General features: G+C 63.7%; 21 protein-coding genes. 3 read left to right on the top strand and 18 right to left on the bottom strand.

Annotated elements, in window-relative coordinates; translation table 11 throughout:
- Window positions 1–7 precede the first annotated feature (7 nt).
- Both ACZ5BO_RS10465 and rluC read right to left on the bottom strand, forming a co-directional pair.
- Window positions 8–670 (bottom strand): HAD-IA family hydrolase, encoded by a 663-nt coding sequence (locus ACZ5BO_RS10465; protein WP_047284721.1) that lies wholly within the window; start codon window positions 668–670, stop codon window positions 8–10.
- Window positions 660–1,616: a 23S rRNA pseudouridine(955/2504/2580) synthase RluC gene (gene rluC, locus ACZ5BO_RS10460; protein ID WP_025128696.1), complete on the bottom strand. Its 957-nt coding sequence runs from the start codon at window positions 1,614–1,616 to the stop codon at window positions 660–662. The genes ACZ5BO_RS10465 and rluC overlap by 11 nt, the downstream gene beginning before the upstream one ends.
- Window positions 1,617–2,349: 733 nt before the next feature.
- On the opposite strand from rluC, the gene rne reads away from it, so the two are divergent.
- On the top strand, window positions 2,350–5,565 hold the full coding sequence (rne, locus tag ACZ5BO_RS10455; protein WP_464699583.1) for a ribonuclease E: 3,216 nt from the start codon (window positions 2,350–2,352) through the stop codon (window positions 5,563–5,565).
- 65 nt (window positions 5,566–5,630) lie between these two features.
- Here the strand turns inward: rne and ACZ5BO_RS10450 are convergent, their stop codons facing one another.
- From ACZ5BO_RS10450 to ACZ5BO_RS10395, 12 genes are all read right to left on the bottom strand, one after another.
- Window positions 5,631–6,227 carry a nucleotidyltransferase family protein gene (locus ACZ5BO_RS10450; protein WP_464699581.1) on the bottom strand — a complete coding sequence of 199 codons (597 nt, stop codon included), beginning with the start codon at window positions 6,225–6,227 and terminating at the stop codon, window positions 5,631–5,633.
- The gene (locus ACZ5BO_RS10445; RefSeq protein WP_464699579.1) at window positions 6,224–7,219 is read right to left on the bottom strand and encodes an XdhC family protein; all 996 of its coding nucleotides are present in this window, start codon (window positions 7,217–7,219) and stop codon (window positions 6,224–6,226) included. Before ACZ5BO_RS10445 ends, ACZ5BO_RS10450 begins: the two co-directional genes overlap by 4 nt.
- The gene (locus ACZ5BO_RS10440) at window positions 7,219–9,534 is read right to left on the bottom strand and encodes a xanthine dehydrogenase family protein molybdopterin-binding subunit (RefSeq protein ID WP_464699577.1); all 2,316 of its coding nucleotides are present in this window, start codon (window positions 9,532–9,534) and stop codon (window positions 7,219–7,221) included. Before ACZ5BO_RS10440 ends, ACZ5BO_RS10445 begins: the two co-directional genes overlap by 1 nt.
- Window positions 9,531–10,001 (bottom strand): (2Fe-2S)-binding protein, encoded by a 471-nt coding sequence (locus ACZ5BO_RS10435; protein WP_025128691.1) that lies wholly within the window; start codon window positions 9,999–10,001, stop codon window positions 9,531–9,533. The genes ACZ5BO_RS10440 and ACZ5BO_RS10435 overlap by 4 nt, the downstream gene beginning before the upstream one ends.
- Window positions 10,002–10,257: 256 nt before the next feature.
- Complete coding sequence (murB, locus tag ACZ5BO_RS10430; RefSeq protein ID WP_025128690.1) at window positions 10,258–11,277, bottom strand: UDP-N-acetylmuramate dehydrogenase; 1,020 nt, start codon at window positions 11,275–11,277, stop codon at window positions 10,258–10,260.
- Window positions 11,274–11,738 carry a low molecular weight protein-tyrosine-phosphatase gene (locus ACZ5BO_RS10425; RefSeq protein ID WP_464699575.1) on the bottom strand — a complete coding sequence of 155 codons (465 nt, stop codon included), beginning with the start codon at window positions 11,736–11,738 and terminating at the stop codon, window positions 11,274–11,276. Before ACZ5BO_RS10425 ends, murB begins: the two co-directional genes overlap by 4 nt.
- Complete coding sequence (kdsB, locus tag ACZ5BO_RS10420; protein ID WP_025128688.1) at window positions 11,738–12,502, bottom strand: 3-deoxy-manno-octulosonate cytidylyltransferase; 765 nt, start codon at window positions 12,500–12,502, stop codon at window positions 11,738–11,740. The genes ACZ5BO_RS10425 and kdsB overlap by 1 nt, the downstream gene beginning before the upstream one ends.
- The gene (locus ACZ5BO_RS10415) at window positions 12,499–12,684 is read right to left on the bottom strand and encodes a Trm112 family protein (RefSeq protein ID WP_025128687.1); all 186 of its coding nucleotides are present in this window, start codon (window positions 12,682–12,684) and stop codon (window positions 12,499–12,501) included. Before ACZ5BO_RS10415 ends, kdsB begins: the two co-directional genes overlap by 4 nt.
- Window positions 12,685–12,707: 23 nt before the next feature.
- Window positions 12,708–13,718, bottom strand: coding sequence for a tetraacyldisaccharide 4'-kinase (gene lpxK, locus ACZ5BO_RS10410; RefSeq protein WP_464699572.1), 1,011 nt, complete (start codon window positions 13,716–13,718; stop codon window positions 12,708–12,710).
- The gene (locus tag ACZ5BO_RS10405) at window positions 13,718–14,146 is read right to left on the bottom strand and encodes an ExbD/TolR family protein (RefSeq protein WP_025128685.1); all 429 of its coding nucleotides are present in this window, start codon (window positions 14,144–14,146) and stop codon (window positions 13,718–13,720) included. Before ACZ5BO_RS10405 ends, lpxK begins: the two co-directional genes overlap by 1 nt.
- Window positions 14,143–14,778: a MotA/TolQ/ExbB proton channel family protein gene (locus tag ACZ5BO_RS10400; protein WP_025128684.1), complete on the bottom strand. Its 636-nt coding sequence runs from the start codon at window positions 14,776–14,778 to the stop codon at window positions 14,143–14,145. Before ACZ5BO_RS10400 ends, ACZ5BO_RS10405 begins: the two co-directional genes overlap by 4 nt.
- A 102-nt stretch (window positions 14,779–14,880) precedes the next feature.
- Window positions 14,881–17,112 (bottom strand): DNA internalization-related competence protein ComEC/Rec2, encoded by a 2,232-nt coding sequence (locus tag ACZ5BO_RS10395; RefSeq protein WP_464699569.1) that lies wholly within the window; start codon window positions 17,110–17,112, stop codon window positions 14,881–14,883.
- Window positions 17,113–17,251: 139 nt separating this feature from the next.
- On the opposite strand from ACZ5BO_RS10395, the gene ACZ5BO_RS10390 reads away from it, so the two are divergent.
- A complete protein-coding gene (locus tag ACZ5BO_RS10390) occupies window positions 17,252–17,767 on the top strand; it encodes a DUF2062 domain-containing protein (RefSeq protein ID WP_025128682.1) in 516 nt (171 codons plus the stop codon).
- A gap of 52 nt (window positions 17,768–17,819) precedes the next feature.
- Here the strand turns inward: ACZ5BO_RS10390 and ACZ5BO_RS10385 are convergent, their stop codons facing one another.
- The 4 genes from ACZ5BO_RS10385 to ACZ5BO_RS10370 all read right to left on the bottom strand — a co-directional run bounded on the left by ACZ5BO_RS10385 (window position 17,820) and on the right by ACZ5BO_RS10370 (window position 20,986).
- Window positions 17,820–18,599 carry an ABC transporter permease gene (locus tag ACZ5BO_RS10385; RefSeq protein WP_025128681.1) on the bottom strand — a complete coding sequence of 260 codons (780 nt, stop codon included), beginning with the start codon at window positions 18,597–18,599 and terminating at the stop codon, window positions 17,820–17,822.
- Complete coding sequence (locus ACZ5BO_RS10380; protein ID WP_025128680.1) at window positions 18,596–19,528, bottom strand: ABC transporter ATP-binding protein; 933 nt, start codon at window positions 19,526–19,528, stop codon at window positions 18,596–18,598. Before ACZ5BO_RS10380 ends, ACZ5BO_RS10385 begins: the two co-directional genes overlap by 4 nt.
- Window positions 19,529–19,660: 132 nt before the next feature.
- Entirely contained in the window at window positions 19,661–20,284 is a 624-nt protein-coding gene (locus ACZ5BO_RS10375) for a glutathione S-transferase family protein (protein ID WP_464699566.1), read from the bottom strand.
- A gap of 42 nt (window positions 20,285–20,326) precedes the next feature.
- Window positions 20,327–20,986: a transglutaminase-like domain-containing protein gene (locus tag ACZ5BO_RS10370; protein ID WP_464699564.1), complete on the bottom strand. Its 660-nt coding sequence runs from the start codon at window positions 20,984–20,986 to the stop codon at window positions 20,327–20,329.
- 214 nt (window positions 20,987–21,200) lie between these two features.
- On the opposite strand from ACZ5BO_RS10370, the gene ACZ5BO_RS10365 reads away from it, so the two are divergent.
- Complete coding sequence (locus ACZ5BO_RS10365; protein WP_464699562.1) at window positions 21,201–23,648, top strand: acyl-CoA dehydrogenase; 2,448 nt, start codon at window positions 21,201–21,203, stop codon at window positions 23,646–23,648.
- Window positions 23,649–23,699: the final 51 nt, after the last annotated feature.

The following is a 23,699-nucleotide window of genomic DNA, read 5'->3' as shown; positions in this document are numbered from 1 at the left end:
CAAAATCTTAATCGGCACCCTGGCTCAGCCAGGCGTGCAATTGTGGAAAACGGTCGATGGACAAGCGCGGCTCGAATGCCTGCAAAGCCTCGATGGACTGAGCTCCGTAGCTCACGGCCACCGAATCCATTCCGGCATTGCGCGCCATCAACAGATCAAAGGACGAATCGCCAACCATCAAAGCCTGCCGCGGCCCCACCCCGCAATGAGCAAGAATTTCCTCCAGCATCAACGGATGCGGCTTGCTGGCAGTTTCGTCGGCTGCTCGGGTGATATCGAAATACCCTTCCCAACCATGGGCCTTCAACACTCGATCCAGCCCTCGCCGGGCCTTGCCGGTGGCGACGGCCAGTTGATAACCCTCATCCCGAAAGGCGTCGAGAGACTGCACCACACCCGCGAACAGAGGCGAAGGCTCAGCCTCGAGGGCAATGTAGTGATCCGCATAATGCTGACGAAAGGCTACCAACTGCCCATCATCTATTTCCGGATACAGGGTGCGAATCGCCTCTGGCAATCCCAGACCGATAATGCCCTTGACGGCGTAATCATCGCGGCGAGGAAAGCCGGAACGATCTGCAGATGCGTGCATTGACTCGACAATCCGACCAATGGAATCTGCCAGAGTGCCGTCCCAGTCGAAGATCAGCAGTTTGTAATCAGGGTGCACTCAGGCGCTCCACGGTCTTGGCCCACATCTCATCCACCGGGGCCTGCAATTTCAGCTCGCCGCCATCGGGCAGCGGCACCGTCAACATATAGGCATGGAGAAACAGGCGCTTGCCGCCCAGCTCACGGATCTCGCGAGTGAAATCGTCATCGCCGTACTTGCTGTCACCGGCAATGCAGTGCCCGGCGTGCAGGGTGTGCACGCGAATCTGGTGAGTACGCCCAGTCACCGGCTTGGCCTCGACCATGGTGGCGAAATCACCGAAGCGGCGCAGCACCTTGAACATCGTCAAGGCCTCCTTGCCCTCTTCATTGACCTCCACCATGCGCTCGCCGGAACGCAGGTTGCTCTTGAGCAGCGGTGCACGCACCTGCTTCACCGCCGTCGCCCAATGACCGCGAACCAGCGCCATGTAGCGCTTGTCCACGCCATCACCCCGCAGCGCAGCATGCAGGTGGCGCAGCATGCTGCGCTTCTTGGCGATCATCAGCAGGCCGGAGGTATCCCGATCGAGGCGATGAACCAGTTCCAGCTCCTTGGCGTCCGGGCGCAACTGACGAAAGGCTTCGATCACACCAAAATTCAGGCCGCTGCCGCCATGCACGGCGATGCCGGCAGGCTTGTTGATCACGATCAGGGCCTTGTCTTCGAAGACAATCGAAGCTTCCAGCCGTTGCAGCAAGCCCTGGGCGAGCGGTACCGGCTCGTCGCGCTCCGGCACGCGCACCGGCGGCACGCGCACCACATCGCCCGCCTGCAGCTTGTACTCGGGCTTGATCCTTCCCTTGTTCACTCGCACTTCGCCTTTGCGCAAAATGCGATAAATCAAGGTCTTGGGCACGCCTTTGAGCCGAGCAAGAAGAAAGTTGTCAATACGTTGGCCGGCATATTCCGGCGAGACCTCAAGCAATTGAACGCCTGGGGTCGAGGGGGCAGTAGTCGTCATGGCGCGAATCATAACAATTTTTTATGGATTTGAAGCACTTAATGATTGCTGCTATAGTCGCGAACGCCGCCAAAAGCGGCTGGACAGCGGAACAGCGGCAAGCAGCCGGCCCTGACCAACGCAATTCATCAGGACGCAAGGCCGTCCTACAAGGCTTTCGTTACATAACGGATGACTTTGACGCTGTAACAAGCGCAGGTGACATGAGGCCTGAAACCCGTAGCGAGCAGAGTACTTACTCGCCCGTTACGTTGAGATTAACGGCCAGTTCACAAAGTGCAGTCAGCGGCAGAAGATCCCGAATGAGAGCCGCGGAAACAACGCCTTTAGCCATGATGCGTGACCTCCCCTTTCGGAGTTCACGGTAAATGCCAACCCGCTGCGGATTCTGCGCGCGGCAGCACCCGAATTATCAGGGATACGTGTAGGGTGGAGATGCACAACCGTCGGACTGTGTAGCATTAGGCTTTATCAAGACGCTTCATCTCGTCCACAGTCGCCGGTTGATTCCTCCTCCTGACAGACTTTTGCTTAAGCGGTGCGTTAGTCACCACAGCAAGCAGGACGCGTGAGTCGCGACTTCGTTCTTGGCTACTTGAGTCAATTGAGTTACTTGGACGAACCTCGCTAAGACACTGGAGTGGCCAACCACTCTGGACGCACCTGACACCGACCGTGAGAAGTCGTGTGTGCCGAACGCCGTTTCCGGCAGCCCGGAAACCGACGGTACTACATGAAAAGAATGCTGATTAACGCAACTCAACCCGAAGAGTTGCGTGTTGCTCTGGTAGACGGCCAGCGCCTCTACGACCTGGATATCGAATCCGGTGCCCGCGAGCAGAAGAAGGCCAACATCTATAAGGGCCGAATCACTCGTATCGAACCCAGCCTCGAGGCTGCCTTTGTCGATTTCGGCTCTGAGCGCCACGGCTTCCTGCCCCTCAAAGAAATCTCCCGCGAATACTTCAAGAAAGCCCCCGAAGGCCGCGTCAACATCAAGGACGTCCTGAGCGAAGGCCAGGAAGTCATCGTTCAGGTCGAGAAAGAAGAGCGTGGCAACAAGGGCGCCGCCCTGACCACCTTCATCAGCCTGGCCGGTCGTTACCTGGTACTGATGCCGAACAACCCGCGTGCCGGTGGCATCTCGCGCCGCATCGAAGGTGAAGAGCGCAACGAACTGCGTGAAGCGCTGAACGGCCTGGTGGCTCCTGCCGACATGGGTCTGATCGTGCGCACTGCCGGCCTGGGCCGCAGCAGCGAAGAAATGCAGTGGGACCTCGACTACCTGCTGCAACTCTGGACCGCCATCAAGGAAGCGTCCCTGGATCGCTCCGCGCCGTTCCTGATCTACCAGGAAAGCAACGTGATCATTCGCGCGATCCGCGACTACCTGCGCCAGGACATCGGCGAAGTGCTGATCGACAGCGTTGAAGCCCAGGACGAAGCCCTGACCTTCATCCGCCAGGTGATGCCGCAGTACGCCAGCAAGATCAAGCTGTACGAAGACAGCGTGCCGCTGTTCAACCGCTTCCAGATCGAAAGCCAGATCGAGACCGCCTTCCAGCGCGTGGTCGAACTGCCTTCCGGCGGCTCCATCGTCATCGACCCGACCGAAGCCCTGGTGTCCATCGACATCAACTCGGCCCGCGCCACCAAAGGCAGCGACATCGAAGAAACCGCCCTGCAGACCAACCTGGAAGCAGCGGAAGAAATCGCTCGCCAACTGCGCCTGCGTGATATCGGCGGCCTGATCGTCATCGACTTCATCGACATGACCCCGGCCAAGAACCAGCGCGCTGTGGAAGAGAAAGTCCGCGAATGCCTGGAAGCCGACCGCGCCCGTGTACAGATCGGTCGCATCTCGCGCTTCGGCCTGCTGGAAATGTCCCGTCAGCGCCTGCGTCCATCCCTGGGCGAAAGCAGCGGCATCGTCTGCCCTCGCTGCAACGGCACCGGCATCATCCGTGACGTCGAGTCGCTGTCCCTGGCGATCCTGCGCCTGATCGAAGAAGAAGCCCTGAAAGACCGCACCGCCGAAGTTCGCGCCCAAGTGCCGATTCCGGTCGCAGCCTTCCTGCTCAACGAAAAACGCAACTCGATCACCAAGATCGAACTGCGCACCCGTGCCCGCATCGTCATCCTGCCGAACGATCACCTCGAAACGCCGCACTTCGAAGTGCAGCGCCTGCGTGACGACAGCCCGGAAGCCAACACCAACCAGTCCAGCTACGAAATCGCCGCTGCTGCCGCCGAAGCCGAAGAAGTTCAGCCAACCGCCGCCACCCGCACCCTGGTTCGCCAGGAAGCTGCAGTGAAGACCGCACCGGCCCGCGCCAATGCGCCGGTACCGAGCGAAGCGCCTGCGCCTGTAGCGGCTCCAGCGCCGGTCATTGCCGAACCTAGCCTGTTCAAGGGCCTGGTGAAGTCCCTGGTCAGCCTGTTTGCAACCAAGGAAGAGCCAGCCGCTCCGGTCGTGGTCGAGAAGCCAGCAACCGAGAAGCCGGCCCGCAGCAACGAAGAACGCCGCAATGGCCGTCAACAGAGCCGCAACCGTAACGGTCGCCGCGATGAAGAGCGCAAGCCACGCGAAGAACGTGCCCCGCGTGAAGAGCGCGCACCACGGGAAGAGCGTCAGCCACGTGAAGTTCGCGAAGCCCGTGAAGAAGTTCAAGGCGTAGCCCGCGAAGAACGCGCACCACGCGCGCCACGCGAAGAGCGTCAACCACGCGCTCCTCGTGAAGATCGCAAGCCGCGCGGCGAACGTGAAGAGCGCGTACGCGAACTGCGTGAACCACTGGACGCCGCCCCAGCTGCAGCCGCTGCGACTGCTGCGGTTGCCGTGACTGAAGAACGCCCGGCCCGCCCACCACGTGAAGAGCGCCAGCCGCGCCAGCCACGCGAGGAGCGTCAACCGCGCGCCGAACAGGCTCAAGCCGCTGCCGCCAGTGAAGAAGAAGTACTGCCGACCGAAGAGCAACTGCAGGAAGAAGGCCAGGACAACGCCGAAGGCGAACGTCCACGTCGTCGCTCCCGCGGCCAGCGCCGTCGCAGCAACCGCCGCGAGCGCCAGCGTGATGCCGACGGCAACGTGATCGAAGGTTCCGAAGAAAACACCGAAGAGCCAAGCAGCGCCGATCTAGTTGCCGGCCTGGCGGTCACCGCCGCCGTTGCCAGCACCGCCATCAGCGCCAGCGCTGAAGCCGAAGCCCATCAGCAAGCCGAGCGCGCTACCGCCGCCGTTGAAGAGGCAGCTCCAGAAGCACCGGTAGTTGAAGCCACGACCCCCGTAGCGGCTCCTGAAGCTCCAGCAGTCGAGGTTGCCCCTGTGGTTGCCGAGCCGGCACCGGTCGAAGTGATTGTCGAGCCTGCCGTGGTAGTCGAAGCCCAGCCTGTGGTTGCCGAACAGCCTGTTGCCGAGCCTGCAGTCCAGGCGCCGGTGGTTGAAGAGAAAGCCATTGAGCCTGCTCAGGAAACCCCAGCCCCGGTCGCTGAACCTGTGGTGATCGAGCAGCCGGTCGTTGCCCAGCAGCCTGCCCAGGTTGAAGAGCCGGCTCCGGTTGCAGCAGCTGAAGTGGTCGAAACACCGGCTCCGGTGGTCGAGACTGCCCCGGCCAGCGCCCTGACCAGCAACGGTCGTGCGCCAAACGATCCACGCGAAGTGCGTCGCCGCAAGCGTGAAGCCGAGCGCCTGCAGAAGGAAGCCGAACTGGCTGCCGCTGCTGCTCCGGCTGAAGCCGTGGTCGCTGCCGAAGCTGCACCGGTAGAAGCCCCGGTGGTCGTAGAGGCCGCTCCGGCTCCTGTCGAAGTGATTGAAGCTGCACCTGTCGCCGAGACCGTGGTAGAGCAATCTGCCCCTGCCGTCGAGGAAACACCAGACGCTGCCGAGCAAGCTGTCGAGCACGTAGCGCACACCGAGGAAAAGCAGCACGAGCCTAAACCCCTCGTCTGATTCAATCGGCCAATGAAAAAGCCCCGCCCGGGTAACCGGGCGGGGCTTTTTCATGCCCGTGGCATTCACTCCTCCTGATAGAGCAACGCTTGCGGCAGGTCCACATCCCATACCACTCCAGGATCAGTCACTGCGACCTCCACCACCTTGCCCGAGGCGAACAGCGGCTTGGCGCCCCGGTCACCGGACAAGCCTTGCAACGCCGTGCCATAGGCCCGACCGAAGCCGACCGGATGCCCAAGAGCGGCCCCCAGGCGGGGTACGCTGATACTCTCCTCGGTCAGCGCCGCTACCACTTGCATCGCGGTAGCCGGCGAGACAAAAGGCATATCCCCCAGCAGCACCAGCCAGCCATTGGCATCGGCACTGGCAGCCACCGCCGCCGCCAGGCTATGCCCCATGCCGGTGGAGTCCAGCAGCAATACCCGACACCCATAGGCCCGCGCCAGATCTGCCACCCACGGCCGACCGCCGGTAGTCACCAGCACCCTAGCGACCACTTCATCCGGCAGGTTCACCAGCACCTGCTCCAGCACCGGGCGGATTTTCCCGTCACGCCCCTGGCAGGGCGCCAGCAACTTGTCCTGATCCGCCCCCGCCACCTGCCGATACCGACTGCCCTGCCCCGCAGCCAGGATGATGGCGCAGGGCAAAGCGGTCATGTCGCCACCTCGCTCATGCGTGGCAACGGCGCCCTCTGCAACGAGTCGATGCCATTCTTGATCGCGACGATTTCCGCCATCAGCGACAAGGCGATCTCTGCCGGTGTATGGCTGCCGATGTACAGGCCGACAGGCCCATGCAAACGCGCGATGGCCGCTGCCGACAAGCCCAGCAGCGCCAGGTTGTCCCGACGCTTCTGACTGTTGATCCTGGATCCCAGGGCCCCGACATAGAACGCCCGGGAGTCGAGCGCCGTCAGCAGCGCCATGTCATCCAGGCGTGGATCATGGGTCAGGGCGACCACCGCCGTGCGTTCGTCAGGTTCGATGCTCAACACCGCATCATCGGGCATGCCAGCGACAAATCGCCCATCCTGATCCTCCCAACCATGGACGAACTCCTGGCGCGGATCACAGACCAGCACCTCGAAGTCCAGCAGGCGGGCCATTTGCGCCACATACCGCGACAACTGCCCGGCGCCGATCAGCAGCAAGCGCCAGCGCGGCCCGTAGATCGCCCGCAAGACCAGCCCATCAAAGGCCAGCTCATCCGCCCTGCTCGCAGCCCGAAGCAGCACCTCGCCAGTACTCAGGTTCAACTCCCTGGCGACAATCTGGTGCGCTTCACAGCGCTCCAGCAACTGCTCGATCCAGGCCGGATCGCCAACCCGCTCCTCTGTCAGGCGCAAGGTTCCTCCACAAGGCAGGCCAAAACGCGCGGCCTCCTCCAGGCTGACGCCATAGGTCACCACTCGCACCGGTGGCCCCACCGGGGACAAGCGTCCGTCTCCCAGGCGAGCGATCAGATCGTCCTCGATACAGCCCCCGGACACCGAGCCGATCAACACGCCATCGTCACGCAGGGCCAGCATGGCCCCCGGCGGCCGGGGCGCACTGCCCCAGGTCTGGACCACGCTGTAGAGCACCACGGCTCGCCCGGCGCGACGCCACTCCAGGACGCTGCGCAGGACATTCAGGTCAACGCCGTCCATCAGGCTCCCGCCTGCTGCCAGCCTTGCAACTGGTAGCGCACCGGCAAGTTGCGGATGCGCTTGCCGGTGGCAGCAAAGATCGCATTGCACAAGGCCGGCGCAATCGGCGGTACACCCGGCTCGCCGACACCGCCCAACGGCACGTCGCCCACTGGCGTGACCAGATGCACCTGCACCTCTTTGGGCGCCAGGGACATCCGCGCCACCTCATACATATGGAAGTTATCCTGCTGGACCTTGCCATCCTTGAAGCTGATTTCCCCCAGTACCGCGTTCCCCAGCCCCATGACGCAAGCCCCCTCGAACTGCGAGCGGATACGCTCCGGATTGATCTGCGGCCCGCAATCCACGGCGATATCGGCCTTGTGCACGATCAGCGTGCCATCCTCCTTGACCTCGACCTCGATGGCCGCGGCCACATAGGTCACGAAGCTGTAGTGCACCGCCAGGCCCAGACCGCGCCCCTTGGGCAGCGAGCGCCCCCAGCCGGCAGCCTTGGCCGCGGTTTCCAGCACCGTGCGCAAGCGTCCGGTGTCGATGGGGTAGCGCTCGGGGGATTCGCCATAGTTCCACTCTTCGCTCAAGGTTCGCGGATCAATCTGACGATCCGGCCCCAGCAGCCTGAGCTGGTACTTCAGCGGGTCCTGGCCGGCCTTGTGGGCCAGTTCGTCGACAAAACTCTGGATCGCGAAGCCATGGGGAATGTTCGACACCGAGCGGTACCAGCCAACCCGGGTATGGGCAGCGGCTTCGGGGTTCTCCAGGCGCACATTGGGAATGGCATAGGCCATGTTGGTGAACCCCATGCCCAGCTCGAAGGCCCCTTCGTGGTTCATCCCCGGAGCGAACAGCGCGGTGATGCTGGGCGCCACCGTGCGATGCAGCCAGGCCGCCGGCATGCCGTCCTTGTTCAGCCCGGCCTTGAGGTACTCCGCCGACACCGTATGGAAGTAGGAGTTGTGGATATCGTCTTCCCGGGTCCATTGCACCCGCACCGCCTTGCCGGGGAAGGCCTTGGCCAGGATCGCCGCTTCGAGAATGAAGTCCGGCTTGGATTTGCGACCGAAGCCGCCACCCAGCAGCGTGACGTTCACCGTGACCTGGTCAAACCCTATGCCCAGGCGTTCGGCAATCCGCTCGCGGGTGACCTGGGGCGCCTGGCTCGGCGCCCAGGCTTCGCAGCGCCCATTCTCGAAACGCGCCACGGCCACCATGGGCTCCATGGGAGCCTGGGCCAGGTGCGGCAAATAGTAGGTGGCCTCCAGGCTGCTATCGGCACCACTCAAGGCTTCGTCGAGATTGCCGGTACTGCGCACCACCTTGCCCGGCTTTTGCGCCGCAGCTTCCAGTTCCTTGCGGTATTCGACGGAGTTGTAGCCGCCATTGACCCCATCGTTCCACTCGATCTTCAGTGCATCGCGACCCTTGATCGCCGCCCAGGTATTGCTCGCCACCACCGCCACGCCCCCCAGGGGCTGGAACTCGGACGGCAAGGGTCGACTGTCGATGGGCATCACCTTGATCACCCCAGGCACCTTTAACGCCGCACGGTCATCCACCGACTTGACGGTGCCGCCATAGACCCTTGGCCGCGCCACCGCCGCGTAGAGCATGCCGTCAAAATGCACATCGGCGCCATACACTGCACGGCCGTTGACGATGTCCTGGCCGTCGATGGCCCGGGTCGCCTCCTTGCCGATATAGCGAAACTCTCCAGGCTGCTTCAGGCGCAGGCTGTCCCGGGCCGGCACCGCCAAGGCGCCTGCTGCCGCGGCCAATGCGCCGTACCCCAGTTCGCGCCCGCTGGGCTGGTGGACCACCTTGTGCAACTGCGCCCGGCACTCCGCCAGCGGCACATTCCATTGCTCGGCGGCCGCCTGCTCCAACATGCTCCGCGCAGCCGCGCCGCAACGACGCATGGGCTCGTACCAGTGACGCATGCTGCGTGATCCATCAGTGTCCTGGTTGCCAAAGCGCACTTCATCCCCCGGCGCCTGCCTGACCTTGACCTGCGCCCAGTCGGCCTCCAGCTCGTCGGCCACCACCATGCTCAGGCTGGTGCGCACGCCCTGGCCCATCTCCGAGCGGTTGCAGATCACCGTCACGCTGCCATCGGCAGCGATGCTCACATACACCTTGGGATCATCGACCCAGCCGTGGGGCATGCCGTCGGCACCGAACTTCTTGTCCTCGGCAAACGCGTCCTGCCAGCCCCAGCTCGCGGCCAGCACCAGGGCGCCAGTGGCGCCCACGCCCTTGAGAAAGCCCCTGCGGCTCAGGTTGCTCAACGCAAAATCACTTGGCAGGCGGTTCATGCCTTGGCCTCCTGCAGGTGGCTGGACGCCTGGCGGATGGCGGTCTTGATCCGGTTATAGGTACCGCAGCGGCAGATATTGCCGAGCATCGCCTCTTCGATCTGCTCGTCGCTGGGGTTGGGGTGGACTTTCAACAAGGCCGTGGCGGACATGATCTGCCCGCCCTGGCAGTAACCGCACTGGGCCACCGCGATGTCCAGCCAGGCCTGCTGCACCACCTGCCCCACCGGATCGGTGTGCAGGTTGTCGATGGTGCTGACGTTCTTGCCCTGGACCGAGCCGATCGGGGTGATGCAACTGCGCGCCGGGTCGCCGTCGACGTGAATGGTACAGGCGCCGCACAGGCCCATGCCGCAGCCGAACTTGGTGCCGTTGTAGCCCGCCACATCGCGGATCGCCCACAACAGCGGCATGTCCTCGGTGACGTCCAGTTGATGATCTTGACCGTTGAGCTTCAGGGTAATCATGGGCACGCCCGCATTCTGTGAGGTGATGGGGGTCGAGCCATCTGCCGCGCAATACCGCGGCTGCGGTGCACGCAGATCGGCTCAGGCTAATCGGGCTCTCTTATGAAGACAGGGCTTCACCGGGCCTTTTAAAACAGCAAAGCTTGCATTCTTAGCTTGCTAAGTTAAGCCGTAATTAACAAAAAAGCCTTGCCCGAACGTCAGCCGGGCAAGGCTTTTTTTCATCATTAATGATTGCGACCACGGCAGGCCAGGGTCAGTAGAGATTGGGCTCCATCTCCAGCTCGACACCGAAGCGCTCGAAGATATCGCGCTGGATCCGCTGAGCCAGGGCGAGCAACTGCAAGCCGGTGGCGGCACCGTAGTTGACCAGCACCAGGGATTGCAGGCGATGGACCCCGGCATCCGCCTCGCGAAAGCCCTTCCAGCCTGCCTGCTCGATCAGCCAGCCAGCGGCCAGCTTCACTTGCCCGTCCGCCAGGGGATAACCCACCACCCCCGGGTGCGACGCCTTGATCTGCGCTGCGAGCAGCGCCGACACCACCGGGTTCTTGAAGAAGCTGCCGGCATTGCCGAGCTCTGCCGGATCCGGGAGTTTTTCGCTGCGGATGCTGCAGATTGCCCGACTGACATCGCTGGCAGTCGGCTGCTCGATGCCCTGCTCGCTCAGACGCTGACGCACCGGACCGTACTCAAGGTGCAAGTGATCGACGCGATTCAGGGCAAAGCGCACCCGCAGGATCAGCCAGCGACCGGCCTGGTGCTTGAACAGGCTGTCGCGGTAGGCGAACTGGCACTGCGCCAGATCGAAATCCCGCAGCTCGCCGGTCTGCCGGTCCAGGGCGGTCAGGCCGGCGAACACGTCCTTGATCTCCACCCCGTAGGCACCGATGTTCTGCATCGGCGCGGCGCCGACGGTACCGGGGATCAGGCTGAGGTTTTCCAGGCCCGACAGCCCCTGCTCCAGGGTCCACTGGACAAAGGGGTGCCAGGTTTCCCCGGCCTCGGCTTCCACCACCACGCGCTGCCCGTCATCGCTGAGCAGACGAATGCCACGGCTGGCCATGCGCAACACCAGCGCCTGGATATCCGCCGTCAACAGCAGGTTGCTGCCACCGCCAATCACCAGCAGCGGTAATTGCCGGTCGGCGCAATAGGCCAGCGCCTCACGCACCTCATCATCGCTATGGGCCTGGGCGAACAGCTGCGCCTTGACCTCGACACCAAAGCTGTTGAACGGCTTGAGGGAAACCTGGGATTGAATGTGCAGGGTCATAACCGCCCCTTCAATTCGACCACCAACCGGTCACACGCCTGCTCGATCAGATCCAGCACCTGCTCGAAGCCCTGTTCGCCGTCGTAATACGGGTCCGGCACTTCATCCAGCACCGACTCATAGCGGCGCAGGAACAGGTCCAGCTCAGCCTTGCCCCGGGCCGGTTGCAAGGCCTTGAGGTTGCGCAGGTTGCTCTGGTCCATGGCGAAGATCAGGTCATATTGCGCAAAATCAGCGCTGCCGACCTGCTGTGCCCGTTGTGCCGAGAGGTCGTAGCCTCGCTGCAAGGCTGCGCGCTGGCTGCGCTGGTCCGGCGCCTTGCCGATGTGCCAGTCGCTGGTGCCAGCGGACGCGACCTGCACCTGGTCGTCCAGGCCGGCCTCACGCAGCTTGCTGCGCAATACGCCTTCGGCGGTGGGCGAGCGGCAGATATTGCCCAGGCAAACGAACAGAACCTGCATCAGGCCTCCAACAGGCGCCGGACGCGCTCGAGGTCTTCGGCAGTATCGACGCCGGTGGGCGGCGCTTCCAGAGCATCGGCAACGTGGATCCGTACGCCATGCCACAGGGCACGCAGTTGCTCCAGGGATTCGGTGTTTTCCAGCCAGCACGGCCCCCAGCTGACAAAGTCATGGAGGAAACCGACGCGATAGGCATAGATGCCGATGTGCCGACGATAAGGCACGCCAGCCGGCAACTGGTCGCGGTCCTTGGCGAAGGCATCCCGCGCCCAGGGCAAGGTGGCACGGCTGAAGGTCAGTGCCAGGCCGTTGAGGTCGCTGACCACCTTGACCACGTTCGGATTGAACAGGGTCTGTGCATCCTCGATCGGCTCGGCCAGGGTGGCCATGCGCGCTTCGGTATGGGCCGCCAGATTGGCCGCCACCTGGTCGATCACCGACGGCGGAATCAACGGCTCGTCGCCTTGCACGTTGACCACGATCGCGTCCGCGGCCAGGCCCAGCTTGGCAGCCACTTCCGCCAGCCGGTCGGTGCCGGAGTTGTGGTCCTCCCGGGTCAGCAGCGCTTCGGCGCCAAAGCCCTGGCAGGCGTCGACGATGCGCTGGTCATCGGTGGCCACCACCACCCGCTCGGCGCTGCTCTTGCAGGCCTGCTCCCAGACCCACTGGATCATCGGCTTGCCGGCGATCAGTTGCAGCGGCTTGCCCGGCAAGCGGGTGGAGGCAAAGCGCGCGGGAATGACAACGGTAAAGGCGCAGGTCATTTATCCAGGCGCTCTTCGCTGGTCAGAGTGCGCGCCTCGCTCTCCAGCATCACCGGGATGCCGTCGCGAATCGGATAGGCCAGGCCTGCACCCTTGCTGATCAGTTCGGTCTTGTCGGCACTGAGTTTGAGAGGACCTTTGCAGATCGGGCAAGCAAGGATGTCGAGCAGTTTGGTGTCCATGAGAATTCCCTGGATAAAAGCGATTAAGGCAACAGACGATCAGGCAGCAGGCGCATCAACTGGGTATCGAACCAGGCGATGAAGGCCGGCGATGGCACCGCATCGACCGCCAGGTACCACCAGTCGGCCGCGGCGAAGGCGCGGCATTTGACCGCGTCCTTCTCGGTCATGACCAGCGGCAATGGCGGGGTGAAGGCCAAGGCTTGCGCACTGTACTGGGCGTGATCGGCAAATGCATGGGGGACAGGCCGCCAGTGTAGCGTTTCAAGGGTGTTGAAGAAACGCTGAGGGTTGCCAATACCGGCCACTGCGTGCACTGCCTGGCCCGCAGCGAAATGGTTCACCGGCCGGCGCTCGCCGCTTTGCAGATTGACCAGCGCCGAGGGCTTGAGGTGAAAGGCGAAACCATCGGTGCGATCTTCCACGGCGCCGTTGTAGAGCAGTGCATCGACACTTTGCAGACGCTCCAGCGGCTCGCGCAGGGGGCCGGCCGGCAGGCAGCGGCGATTGCCCAGGCCGCGGGCGGCGTCGATCAGCACCAGTTCCAGGTCACGAGCCAGGCGGTAATGCTGCAGGCCGTCATCGGAGAGAATCAGGTCCAGCGCTTCACTGGCCAGCAAGGCTTGCACCGCGCGGCTACGATCCGGATCGATCATCAGCGGCACGCCACAGCGCTGGACAATCAGCAGCGGCTCGTCACCGGCGATTTCGGCGCCATCCTCGGCCCCCACCCGCCAGGGCAATTGCGGCGGCTTGGCGCCGTAGCCACGGCTGACCACACCGACCCGCAGGCCGAGGCGCTGGCAGTGCTCCACCAGCCAGAGGATCAATGGGGTCTTGCCCGTACCGCCAACCGTAATGTTGCCCACCACGATCAAGGGCACCGGAGGCTGGTAGATCCCGCCTTCGCCGGCCAGGAAACGCTGGCGCTTGCCCACCACCACCCGGCGGTACAACCACTCCAGGGGCTGCAGCAGTTTCAGCGCGGGGTGGCCGTGGTACCAGGCGGCGAGCAGACGATCGGAAAGTGCCATCAGGGTGCCGGCGCCGCCTCGACGGTGGTCATGCGCAGGTGGCTGAAGCCGAGCTTGCCGGCCGCATCCATGGCAGTGATCACCGCTTGGTGTTGGGTCTTGCCGTCGGCACTGATGGACAACGGCAGGTTGGTATCTCCCCCGGACTCCTTCTGCAAGGCGTCGATCAGGGTCGCCAGGTCGTTCTTGGGCAGCACCTGGTTGTTCACCGAAAACACCCCGTCGGCGCTGATGGCAACGTCCAGCTGCTTGACCTGCTGGTCTTCGGCCGGCGAGCCGCTGACGGCTTCCGGCAGATCGACCCGCAGCTGGGTTTCCCGGGTGAAGGTGGTGGTCACGACGAAAAACAGCAGCAGGATGAACACCACGTCGATCAGTGACGCGAGATTGATGTCCACGGTTTCCCGGGGCTTGCGACGGAATTTCACGCTTTGCCCTCGGCCAGGTCGACATCACGGTCGCCCTGGATCACTTCCACCAGCTTGATCGCCTCCTGTTCCATGCCCACCACCAGCTCATCGACCCGGCGTTGCAGGAAACGGTGGAAGAACACCGAGGGGATCCCCACCATCAGGCCCGCGGCCGTGGTGATCAGGGCCTTGGAGATGCCACCGGCAAGCACGGCGGCATTGGTGGTCATGCCCGAGCCCATGAACGAACTGAAGATATCGATCATGCCCAGTACCGTCCCCAGAAGCCCCAGCAACGGAGCCATCGCGGCGATGGTGCCCAGGGCGTTGAGATAGCGTTCCAGCTCATGAATGACCCGGGCCGCGGCCTCTTCGATGCATTCCTTCATGATCTCGCGGCCGTGCTTGGAATTGGCCAGGCCCGCGGCGAGAATTTCGCCCAGGGGCGAATCGGCGCGCAGCTCCTTGAGTTTTTCCTTGTTCAGCTGCTTGTCCTTGATCCAGCGCCAGACCTGGCCCAGCAGATGGGGCGGGGTGACGCGACTGGCCCGCAGGGTCCACAAACGCTCGGCGATGATGCCCACCGCCGCGATGGAACTCAGAATGATCGGCAACATCATCCAGCCGCCGGATTTGACCAATTCCCACACAGTGACAGTCCCCTCGAAAAAGTGCGCCACTCTAACATAGGGGCTGGACGCACCGAAGACCGTGATGTCGCATGTTCCCAGGCTTTAATAACTCACGGTTATTTAACGCATTGCTGGCGACTCGCGCCAGAAACGCCGCTGCGCCCGCAGGCTTTGCGGTGGTTCGAAAGCACCCAGCCGCAGTTTCAAGGCGCCCTGCTCGGCACTGTCATAAATCGCCACTCCCAACCGTTGGTAACGTGCTACCACCAGCGGATGGGGATGACCGTAGGTATTGCCCTGCCCTCGGGAAATCAGCACCGCTGTTGGGGCCAGCCGCTGCAACAGGGCCATGGACGACGAGGTGCGACTGCCGTGATGGGGCGCTTGCAGCCACTGCGTGTGGAGCGCCAGCGGGCTGTCGAGCAAAGCCCGCTCGGCATGGGCGTCGATATCGCCGGTGAGCAGCAGACGCTCGCCACCGGCCTCGACCTGCAACACACAGGAAGCCTGGTTGCCGTCCTGGGCCGCCGCCCATTGCCACTGGGTGAAGCTGACGCCGTTCCATTGCCAACTCAACCCGGACTCGCAAGGTGCGGATTGCAGGGCCGCGGGCAACGCCTCGGGTTCGCCACTGCGCACCAGGGCCACCGGCATTCCCTGCCAGACCGCCAGGGCACCGCCGGCGTGATCGTTGTCGGCATGGCTGAGCAGCATCAGGTCCAGGCGCCTGATGCCGAGCTTGTGCAGGGTCGGCAGCACCACCCGCTCCCCCAGGTCGAAATCGGCAACTCGGGCACCGGCGTCATACAGCATCGCGTGATCACGGGTGCGCAGGATGAATGACAACCCCTGGCCCACGTCCAGTTGCCAGACCTCCACCTCGGCATGGGGCACCTGATCCTTGGGTGGCCAGACCGCCAGCAGTAACAGCGGCCACCCCAGCACTCGCAGCGGCACCCCGTTGGGCAACAGCAACAACAGCGCCCCCAGGGTGCTGAGGAACCACGCCCAGAGCGGAATCACCGGCGCCACCCAGGCCGGCCATAACCCGGCGATCAGCCCAAGCAGGCGAAACAGCCCATCCAGCAGCCCGCCCGCCAGCCACAGCAACCCCTCGCCCACATGAGGCACTGGCAGCAACAGGCTGCCGAGCAAGGCCGGCGGCAGCACCAGCAAGCTGATCCAGGGGACCGCCAACAGATTGGCCAGGGGGCCACTGAGGCTGATGGGCAGCCCCAGGGCCAGCATCGGCGGTACCAGACCAAGACCGATCAGCCACTGGGCCCGGGTCCAACCCTGCCACCAGCGCCAGGTACCCAGACGGCCGGAAAACGTGAAGATCAGGATCGCCACCGCCGCGAACGACAGCCAGAACCCGGGTTGCAGGCTGGCCAGGGGCTCAAGCAGCAACACCGCATTCAGTGCCAGCAACAGCGGCCACCAGGCCCCCAGGTGCCGAAAGCGCAAACGCCAGAGCAATACCAGGGCCACCATGACGCAGGCACGCTGCACCGGCACATCGAACCCGGCCAGCAGGCCATAGCCCAGTGCCCCGCCGAAGGCCAGGGCGCAGGCCCAGGGTAGCCACGGCCAACGCTCGGGCCAGCAGCCATAGCGTGCGAGCGCGGCCACCGCCAGGTAAATCAGCCCGGCCAGCAGGCTGATGTGCTGCCCGGAAATCACCATCAGGTGGACGGTGCCGGTGTCCTGCAACAACTGCCAGTCCTCCCGCGTCAGCCCTGAGCCATCGCCCATCACCAACGCCGCCAGGCCACCGGCGCGGCCATGAGCCTCAACCCCCAGCAGGCGCTGGCGCACCCCGTCACGCCAAGCCTGGCGGGCCGGCGCCAGTAAGTGCCCCGCCTTGACCGTACCGGTAGCCCCGATGCGCCGGGCCAGCAACCAGGCTTCGCGGTCGAAGCCATGGACATTCAGCAGCCCCGCCGGGCGTCGCAGCTTGACTGCCAGCCGCCAGCGCTCGCCACTGCGCACCGGCGGGCCGCCGTGCCAGGCCAGGCGAATCCGCCGGGGCAGCCCCTCGCGCCGGGCCTGGGCATCGTGCAACTGGAAACGCACCACACCCTCCCCCGGCTCGGGCAAGCCACTGATCCGCCCTTCCACCCAACGCGTCTGCCCATCCAGGCGCGGCGGCAGTCGATCCTCCAGCGCCCACTGCCCGGAGGCACAGGCCCATGTGAAACCGAAGAGAAAAAATGCCACCGGATGTGTACGAAACGGCAGCAGCATCAGTGCCAGCATCGCCATCGGCAGCAACCACCAGCCAGGCGGCAGCACCGGCAGAAAACCCAGTGCCAGCAGGCCCGCGGCCAATCCCAGCATCCCTGTTCGCATCAGCCAGCCCATCCTTGGCAGTCCCTACTCTTGGCTTAGCCGAGGATGGCGGGCGCGGCTTTATCATTTGTCACAATGTCTGAATTTGCGCTGGCTAGAATCCGTTCATAATCGTCGCCTGATCAGACCGAGATGCCTTATGCCCCGGCACTTATTCAAACGTTACATGCCAGATCCGACCAGCATCCGGGAACACAAGTCCTTACGCTTTCTCGGTACCCTGTTGCATGACGCCAACCTCTGGCACCTCAATCGGCACTCGGTGGCGCGGGCCATGGCCGTCGGCCTGTTCGCCGCCTTTATCCCCATTCCGATGCAAATGCTGCTAGCCGCCGTACTGGCCATCTGGCTGCGGGGCAACATGCCCATCAGCGTCAGCCTGGTCTGGCTGACCAATCCCATCACCATGCCGCCCGTGTTCTTCTGCACCTACCAATTGGGCGCCTGGCTGATGAACGTGCCAGCCCGCAGCCTGCCGGACGAACTCACCTGGGAGTGGATCAGCAGCCAGTTGTCCACCTTGTGGCAACCCTTCCTCCTCGGCTCGGTGGTCGCCGGCCTGGTACTGGGCGCCACGGCCTACTGCCTGACCATGCTCTACTGGCGCTGGTGGGTCGGTCGCCAGTGGCGTCGCCGCAAGCAACAGCGCCGGTAGAAACGACAACGGCCTCCCGAGGGAGGCCGTTGCCATTACGCGCTAAAACCCTTCACTGACGCATGCCGCGCCCACTGACCAGCAGCCGTGCGCAACCGAAATACAGCACCACGGTCGCCACCAGCATGAAGGTGATGGCCACGCTGATCTTGATATCCGAGACCCCGAGAATGCCGAAACGGAAGGCATTGACCATGTGCAGCACCGGGTTGGCCAAAGACACCGTCTGCCAGAACGGCGGCAGCAGGTTGATCGAGTAGAACACCCCACCCAGGTAGGTCAGGGGCGTCAGCACGAAGGTCGGGATGATCGAGATATCGTCGAAGTTGCGCGCAAACACTGCGTTGATGAAGCCCAGCAACGAGAAGATCGTCGCCGTCAGCACCACCACCAGCACGGTGACGCCCAGGTGATGCACCTGCAGCTTGGTGAAGAACAGCGACAGCAGGGTCACGATGATGCCCACCATCAGGCCCCGCAGGACCCCGCCCAGGGTGTAGCCGATGAGAATGGTGTGGGGCGATACCGGCGACACCATCAACTCCTCGATGGAGCGCTGGAACTTGCTGCCGAAGAAGCTCGACACCACGTTGCCGTAGGAGTTGGTGATCACCGACATCATGATCAGCCCCGGCACGATGTACTCCATATAGGTGAAGCCACCCATGTCGCCGATCTGCCGACCAATCAGGTTACCGAAGATGACGAAGTACAGGACCATGGTGATGGCCGGTGGCAGCAGGGTCTGCGGCCAGATCCGGGTGAAGCGCCGGACCTCGCGATAGACAATGGTGTTGAGCGCCACCAGGTTGGGTTTCAACTCCGAACTCATACCGCCACCTTCGACAGATTTTTCTCCACCAGGGACACGAACAGCTCCTCAAGTCGATTGGTTTTGTTGCGCAGGCTCAGGACTTCGATGTTCTGCAGGGCCAACTGGGCGAACAGCGCGGTGATCCCCACGGCCTTGTCCACCTGCACCTCCAGGGTGTGGCTGTCTACCAGCCGGGCCGGGTAGCCCACCAGTTGCGGCGCCACGCTCATGTCATTCTTCAGGTCGAGGAGAAAGGTCTCCACATGCAGCTGGCCGAGCAGTTGGCGCATGCTGGTGTTCTCGACAATAGTGCCGTGATCGATGATGCCGATGTTGCGGCACAGCTGTTCAGCCTCTTCCAGGTAGTGGGTGGTGAGGATGATGGTGATGCCTTTCTGGTTGAGCTCGGTGAGGAAGCTCCACATCGAACGGCGCAGCTCGATGTCGACCCCGGCAGTGGGCTCGTCGAGAATCAGCAGGCGCGGCTGGTGAACCAGCGCGCGGGCAATCATCAGGCGACGCTTCATGCCCCCGGACAGGGAACGCGAAGGCTCATCGCGCTTGTCCCACAGCCCCAGCTGGGTCAGGTACATCTCGGCCCGTTCCTTGGCGATCTTCGCCGGAATGCCGTAGTAGCCGGCCTGGGTCACGACGATGTCGAAGGTCTTCTCGAACTGGTTGAAGTTGAACTCCTGCGGCACCACGCCGATGCAGCGCTTGAGCGCCGCCGGCTGACGATCCAGGTCATTGCCGAAGACATTCACGGTGCCGCTGGTCTTGTTGACCAGGGTCGAGAGGATGCCAATGGTGGTGGATTTACCGGCCCCGTTAGGGCCAAGCAGGGCAAAAAAGTCACCTTCGGCGACGTCCAGATCGATACCACTCAGGGCCTGGAAACCGTTGCCGTAGGTTTTGGTTAGCTGCCGGATGGACAGAGCGGAACTCATATCGGATTCATGCACCAAGAAGGGGGAGTTTTATAAGTAAGGGCGGCCCGGAGCGATTGCAACGACGCCGGACGCACGCCATGTTGCGTGCCGGCGCTGCGCAAGTACAGTCATGCCTATTGATAGTGGATATTAAGTCAACGCGGTCATCACCGCCTGGCGATAGGCCGGGCGCTGCTTCAAGCGCTCATACCAGGCTTGCAGATGGGGCATCGCAGGACGCTCGATGGGCATCTCGAACCAAGCGTAGATGAAACTGCCGAGGGGAATATCGCCAATACCGATTTCCTCCCCGGACAGGTAAGGCTGTTCGCCCAGAGCCTGGTCGACCCGGGCCAGCAACTCGGCACAGGTGGCCTTGGCGGCGTTGATCTGCGCCCAGTCCTGCTGCTCGGCCGGGGTGCGCAACACCCCCCAGAACAGGTGCCGGAAGGGTTCTGCAAAGGTCGAGGTGGTCCAGTCCATCCACTTCTCGGCACTGGCCCGAACCTGCACGTCGGCCGGGTACCAGTGGCTATCGGCAGCGTAGCGCGCAGCCAGGTAACGCACGATGGTATTGGATTCCCAGAGCACGAAGTCGCCGTCTTCAATCAGTGGTATGCGGCCATTGGGGTTTAGCGCCCGGTACGCCGGGGTGTCCACCACACCAAAGGCCCCGCCGGCGTCCAGGGACTCATAGGCGAGCCCCAGTTCCTGGGCGCACCAGAGTGCCTTCCTGACATTCGACGAGTTCTTGCGACCCCAGATCTTCAGCATGACCATCCCTCAGTAATGAATGCCGGGGCAGTCTACGCCTGATCAGCCGCGGCTCAAATCGTCGCGCATGTCTCCGAGCATTTGCGGCTGCTGCGGGTCGAACAGGTGCGGGTAGCATTTTTCCAGGTGGCCGAAAAACAGCGCCTGCGGCACGTCGGCAAATTGCCCGTGGTCCATCAGGTACTCCATCGATTGCTCGCCCTGGCGATTGAACGGCTGGAAAACGCTGTCCTCCAGGCCGTCGAAATCCAGGGGCGCGACGTCGAACATTTCACACAATTGCCGGTTGAACGCCGGCGTGGCCTTGACCCAACGCCCCTGCAGATAGAACTCGGTGTAACCGTGCATGGCGAACACATCGCTGCGCAGCAACTCCAGCAGCTTGGGGGTGGACAGGTGATTGCGCACATCGGCCAGGCCGATGCGCGCCGGTATCCCGCAATGCCGGGCGCAGCCGGCGAGCAAGGTGGCCTTGGGCACGCAATAGCTCTCGCCGGCGGCCAGGGCATGGCTGCCACACAAGGTCTGGGGATCACGGCTGAAGCTGTAGAAGTTGTAGCGCACCGCCTCGCGCACCGCGTAATAGAGGCTGACGGCTTGCTGTCGAGGATCGCGGCTGGCACCGCGATGAGTTTCGGCGAACTCCACCACCGCCGGGTGGTCACTATCGATGAAGCGGCTGGGACGCAGGTACTCGTGCATGGACATGACCTCCGAGAGGAGGCCTGAGTCTATCGAGGCGTGCACCCCAGTGATAACGACGTATCGGCCAAAGATCATGGCCCCCACGATCAACCGGGCCCGGCCCGCAAGACACAAACTCGCGCTGCACCCGCACTGCCCTGCTCACCCGCGCCGTCGAAGGCCGACTACGCTCTGAGGGTGATTTCACCCCTGGTTTCACGGAGGATTGAATATGCTGTTGTTGTGGATACTGGTTCTGGTGCTCGCAGTGGCCTACCTGGCCCACCGCCGTACCGCCCCCCTGCCCGCCCTCGGCGTGGTCGCCGTCTACCTCTTGGCCATGGGCGCCTTCAGCCATGCTCCCGGCTGGTTGCTGCTGGTTTTCTGGGTGCTGCTGGCCGCAGTCGCCGCGCCCTTGCTGCTGCCTGACCTGCGACGCAAATACTTCAGTGCACCGTTGTTCAACTGGTTCCAGAAAGTCCTGCCGCCGATGTCGCAAACCGAACGCGATGCCATCGACGCCGGCACCGTCTGGTGGGATGGCGAGCTGTTCAGCGGCCGCCCGGACTGGAACACCCTGCTGGCCTACCCCAAGGCCCAGCTGACCGATGAGGAGCAGGCCTTCATCGATGGCCCCACCGAAGAGCTGTGCGCCATGGTCAGCGACTGGCAGATCGGCCAGCACATGGACCTGCCGGCCGAAGCCTGGGCCCACATCAAGGAGCACGGCTTCTTTGCCCTGATCATTCCCAAGGAGTACGGCGGCAAGGGTTTCTCGGCCTACGCCCACTCCCAGGTGGCGATGAAACTGGCCACCCGCAGCGGCGACCTGGCGTCCACCGTGATGGTGCCCAACTCCCTGGGCCCGGCCGAACTGCTGCTGCACTACGGCACCGACGAGCAGCGCAACCACTACCTACCGCGTCTGGCTCGTGGCGACGACATCCCCTGCTTCGCCCTCACCGGCCCGCTGGCGGGCTCCGATGCCGGGGCCATGCCCGACACCGGGATCATCTGCAAAGGCCAATGGCAGGGTGAAGAAACCCTCGGCCTGCGCCTGAATTGGGAGAAGCGCTACATCACCCTGGGCCCGGTGGCCACCCTGCTGGGCCTGGCCTTCAAGGCCCATGACCCGGACCACCTGCTGGGCGACGAGGAAGACCTGGGCATCAGCCTGGCGCTGATCCCTACCGACACCCCCGGGGTCGAGATCGGACGTCGCCACCTGCCCCTGGGCGCGGCCTTCATGAACGGCCCGAACTCCGGCAAGGACGTGTTCATCCCCCTGGACTTCCTCATCGGTGGCCAGGAAATGCTCGGCAAGGGTTGGATGATGCTGATGAACTGCCTGTCGGTGGGGCGTTCGATCTCCTTGCCCGCAGTCGGCACCGGCGCCGCCAAATTCACCAGCCTGGTGACCGGCCAGTACGCCCAGGTGCGGGAGCAGTTCAACGTGCCCCTGGCCGCCTTCGAGGGCATCCAGGAAGCCCTGGCCCGCCTCGGTGGCAACGCCTGGTTGATGGACAGCGCACGCATGCTCACCGCCAACGCCGTGGACCTGGGAGAGAAACCCTCGGTGCTCTCGGCGATCCTCAAGTACCACCTCACCGAGCGCGGCCGCGAGTGCATCAGCCACGCCATGGACGTGCACGGCGGCAAGGGCATCATCATGGGCCCCAACAACTACCTGGGCCGCAGCTGGCAGGGAGCGCCGATCTTCATCACCGTGGAGGGCGCCAACATCCTCTCGCGCAACCTGATGATCTTCGGCCAGGGGGCAATCCGCTGCCATCCGTTCGTGCTCAAGGAAATGGCCCTGGCTGGCCGCGAAGACCATGACCAGGCGCTGAAGGAGTTCGACGCCCTGCTGCTCAAGCACATCGGCTTTGCCGTGAGCAATGCCGCCAGCACCCTGGTGCTGAACCTGGGCTTCGGCCACTTCGAGTCCACCCCGGGGGACAAGCTCAGCCAAGGCTATTTCCGTGCGCTGAACCGTCAGGCCGCGGCCTTCGCCCTGCTGGCGGACTTCTCGATGATGCTCCTGGGGGGCGAACTGAAACGCCGCGAACGCCTTTCCGCCCGCCTGGGGGATGTGCTCAGCCACCTGTACCTGGCCTCGGCGGCGCTCAAGCGCTACCACGACCTGGACTCCCCGGAATACCTGCGCCCCCTGCTGGCCTGGGCCATGGAGGAAAGCCTCGGGCATTCCGAACGGGCTCTGGACGAGCTGCTCAGCAACTTCCCCAACCGCGTGTTCGGTTGCCTGCTACGGGTGCTGGTGTTCCCCTTCGGCCGTCGCCACACCGGGCCATCAGACCAGCTGGACGCCGAGGTGGCAGCCATCATCGGCCGTGCCCAGGGTGATCCGGCCCTGGAAGCGGTGCTTGCCGGTTGCTACCGCCCGCAATCCAAGGACGACCCAGTGGGCGCCCTGCAGCACGCCAGCGACCTGCTGAGCGCCGTGCATCCGTTGCAGAAGAAGCTCCACGAAGCGCTGAAAAGCGGCCAGGTGAAACCGGCTGCCGGCCAATCAGCCATCGACGCGGCGCTGGAGGCCGGGGTGCTGCAGGCCGCCGAGGCCCAGAGCCTGCACGAGGCCGAAGCGGCGCGGCGCAAGGTCATCGATGTCGATGATTTCGCCAAAGAGCAACTGACCCTGAGTGAGGGCAAGACCCGCTAGGCGGGCTCCCTCGCGGCAGGTCGATTATGAAACCGGGCGCAGGAGCTATAT

Source organism: Pseudomonas sp. FFPRI_1, assembly GCF_055384485.1.
This window is presented reverse-complemented; position numbering and strand designations above follow the sequence as displayed.

Excerpts from the sequence above, each read along its gene's own strand:
- rluC (WP_025128696.1), bottom strand. The coding sequence starts at position 1,616 with ATGACGACTACTGCCCCCTCGACCCCAGGCGTTCAATTGCTTGAGGTC.
- rne (WP_464699583.1), top strand. The coding sequence starts at position 2,350 with ATGAAAAGAATGCTGATTAACGCAACTCAACCCGAAGAGTTGCGTGTT.
- ACZ5BO_RS10450 (WP_464699581.1), bottom strand. The coding sequence starts at position 6,227 with ATGACCGCTTTGCCCTGCGCCATCATCCTGGCTGCGGGGCAGGGCAGT.
- ACZ5BO_RS10445 (WP_464699579.1), bottom strand. The coding sequence starts at position 7,219 with ATGGACGGCGTTGACCTGAATGTCCTGCGCAGCGTCCTGGAGTGGCGT.
- ACZ5BO_RS10440 (WP_464699577.1), bottom strand. The coding sequence starts at position 9,534 with ATGAACCGCCTGCCAAGTGATTTTGCGTTGAGCAACCTGAGCCGCAGG.
- ACZ5BO_RS10435 (WP_025128691.1), bottom strand. The coding sequence starts at position 10,001 with ATGATTACCCTGAAGCTCAACGGTCAAGATCATCAACTGGACGTCACC.
- murB (WP_025128690.1), bottom strand. The coding sequence starts at position 11,277 with ATGACCCTGCACATTCAATCCCAGGTTTCCCTCAAGCCGTTCAACAGC.
- ACZ5BO_RS10425 (WP_464699575.1), bottom strand. The coding sequence starts at position 11,738 with ATGCAGGTTCTGTTCGTTTGCCTGGGCAATATCTGCCGCTCGCCCACC.
- kdsB (WP_025128688.1), bottom strand. The coding sequence starts at position 12,502 with ATGACCTGCGCCTTTACCGTTGTCATTCCCGCGCGCTTTGCCTCCACC.
- ACZ5BO_RS10415 (WP_025128687.1), bottom strand. The coding sequence starts at position 12,684 with ATGGACACCAAACTGCTCGACATCCTTGCTTGCCCGATCTGCAAAGGT.
- lpxK (WP_464699572.1), bottom strand. The coding sequence starts at position 13,718 with ATGGCACTTTCCGATCGTCTGCTCGCCGCCTGGTACCACGGCCACCCC.
- ACZ5BO_RS10395 (WP_464699569.1), bottom strand. The coding sequence starts at position 17,112 with ATGCGAACAGGGATGCTGGGATTGGCCGCGGGCCTGCTGGCACTGGGT.
- ACZ5BO_RS10390 (WP_025128682.1), top strand. The coding sequence starts at position 17,252 with ATGCCCCGGCACTTATTCAAACGTTACATGCCAGATCCGACCAGCATC.
- ACZ5BO_RS10385 (WP_025128681.1), bottom strand. The coding sequence starts at position 18,599 with ATGAGTTCGGAGTTGAAACCCAACCTGGTGGCGCTCAACACCATTGTC.
- ACZ5BO_RS10380 (WP_025128680.1), bottom strand. The coding sequence starts at position 19,528 with ATGAGTTCCGCTCTGTCCATCCGGCAGCTAACCAAAACCTACGGCAAC.
- ACZ5BO_RS10375 (WP_464699566.1), bottom strand. The coding sequence starts at position 20,284 with ATGCTGAAGATCTGGGGTCGCAAGAACTCGTCGAATGTCAGGAAGGCA.
- ACZ5BO_RS10370 (WP_464699564.1), bottom strand. The coding sequence starts at position 20,986 with ATGCACGAGTACCTGCGTCCCAGCCGCTTCATCGATAGTGACCACCCG.
- ACZ5BO_RS10365 (WP_464699562.1), top strand. The coding sequence starts at position 21,201 with ATGCTGTTGTTGTGGATACTGGTTCTGGTGCTCGCAGTGGCCTACCTG.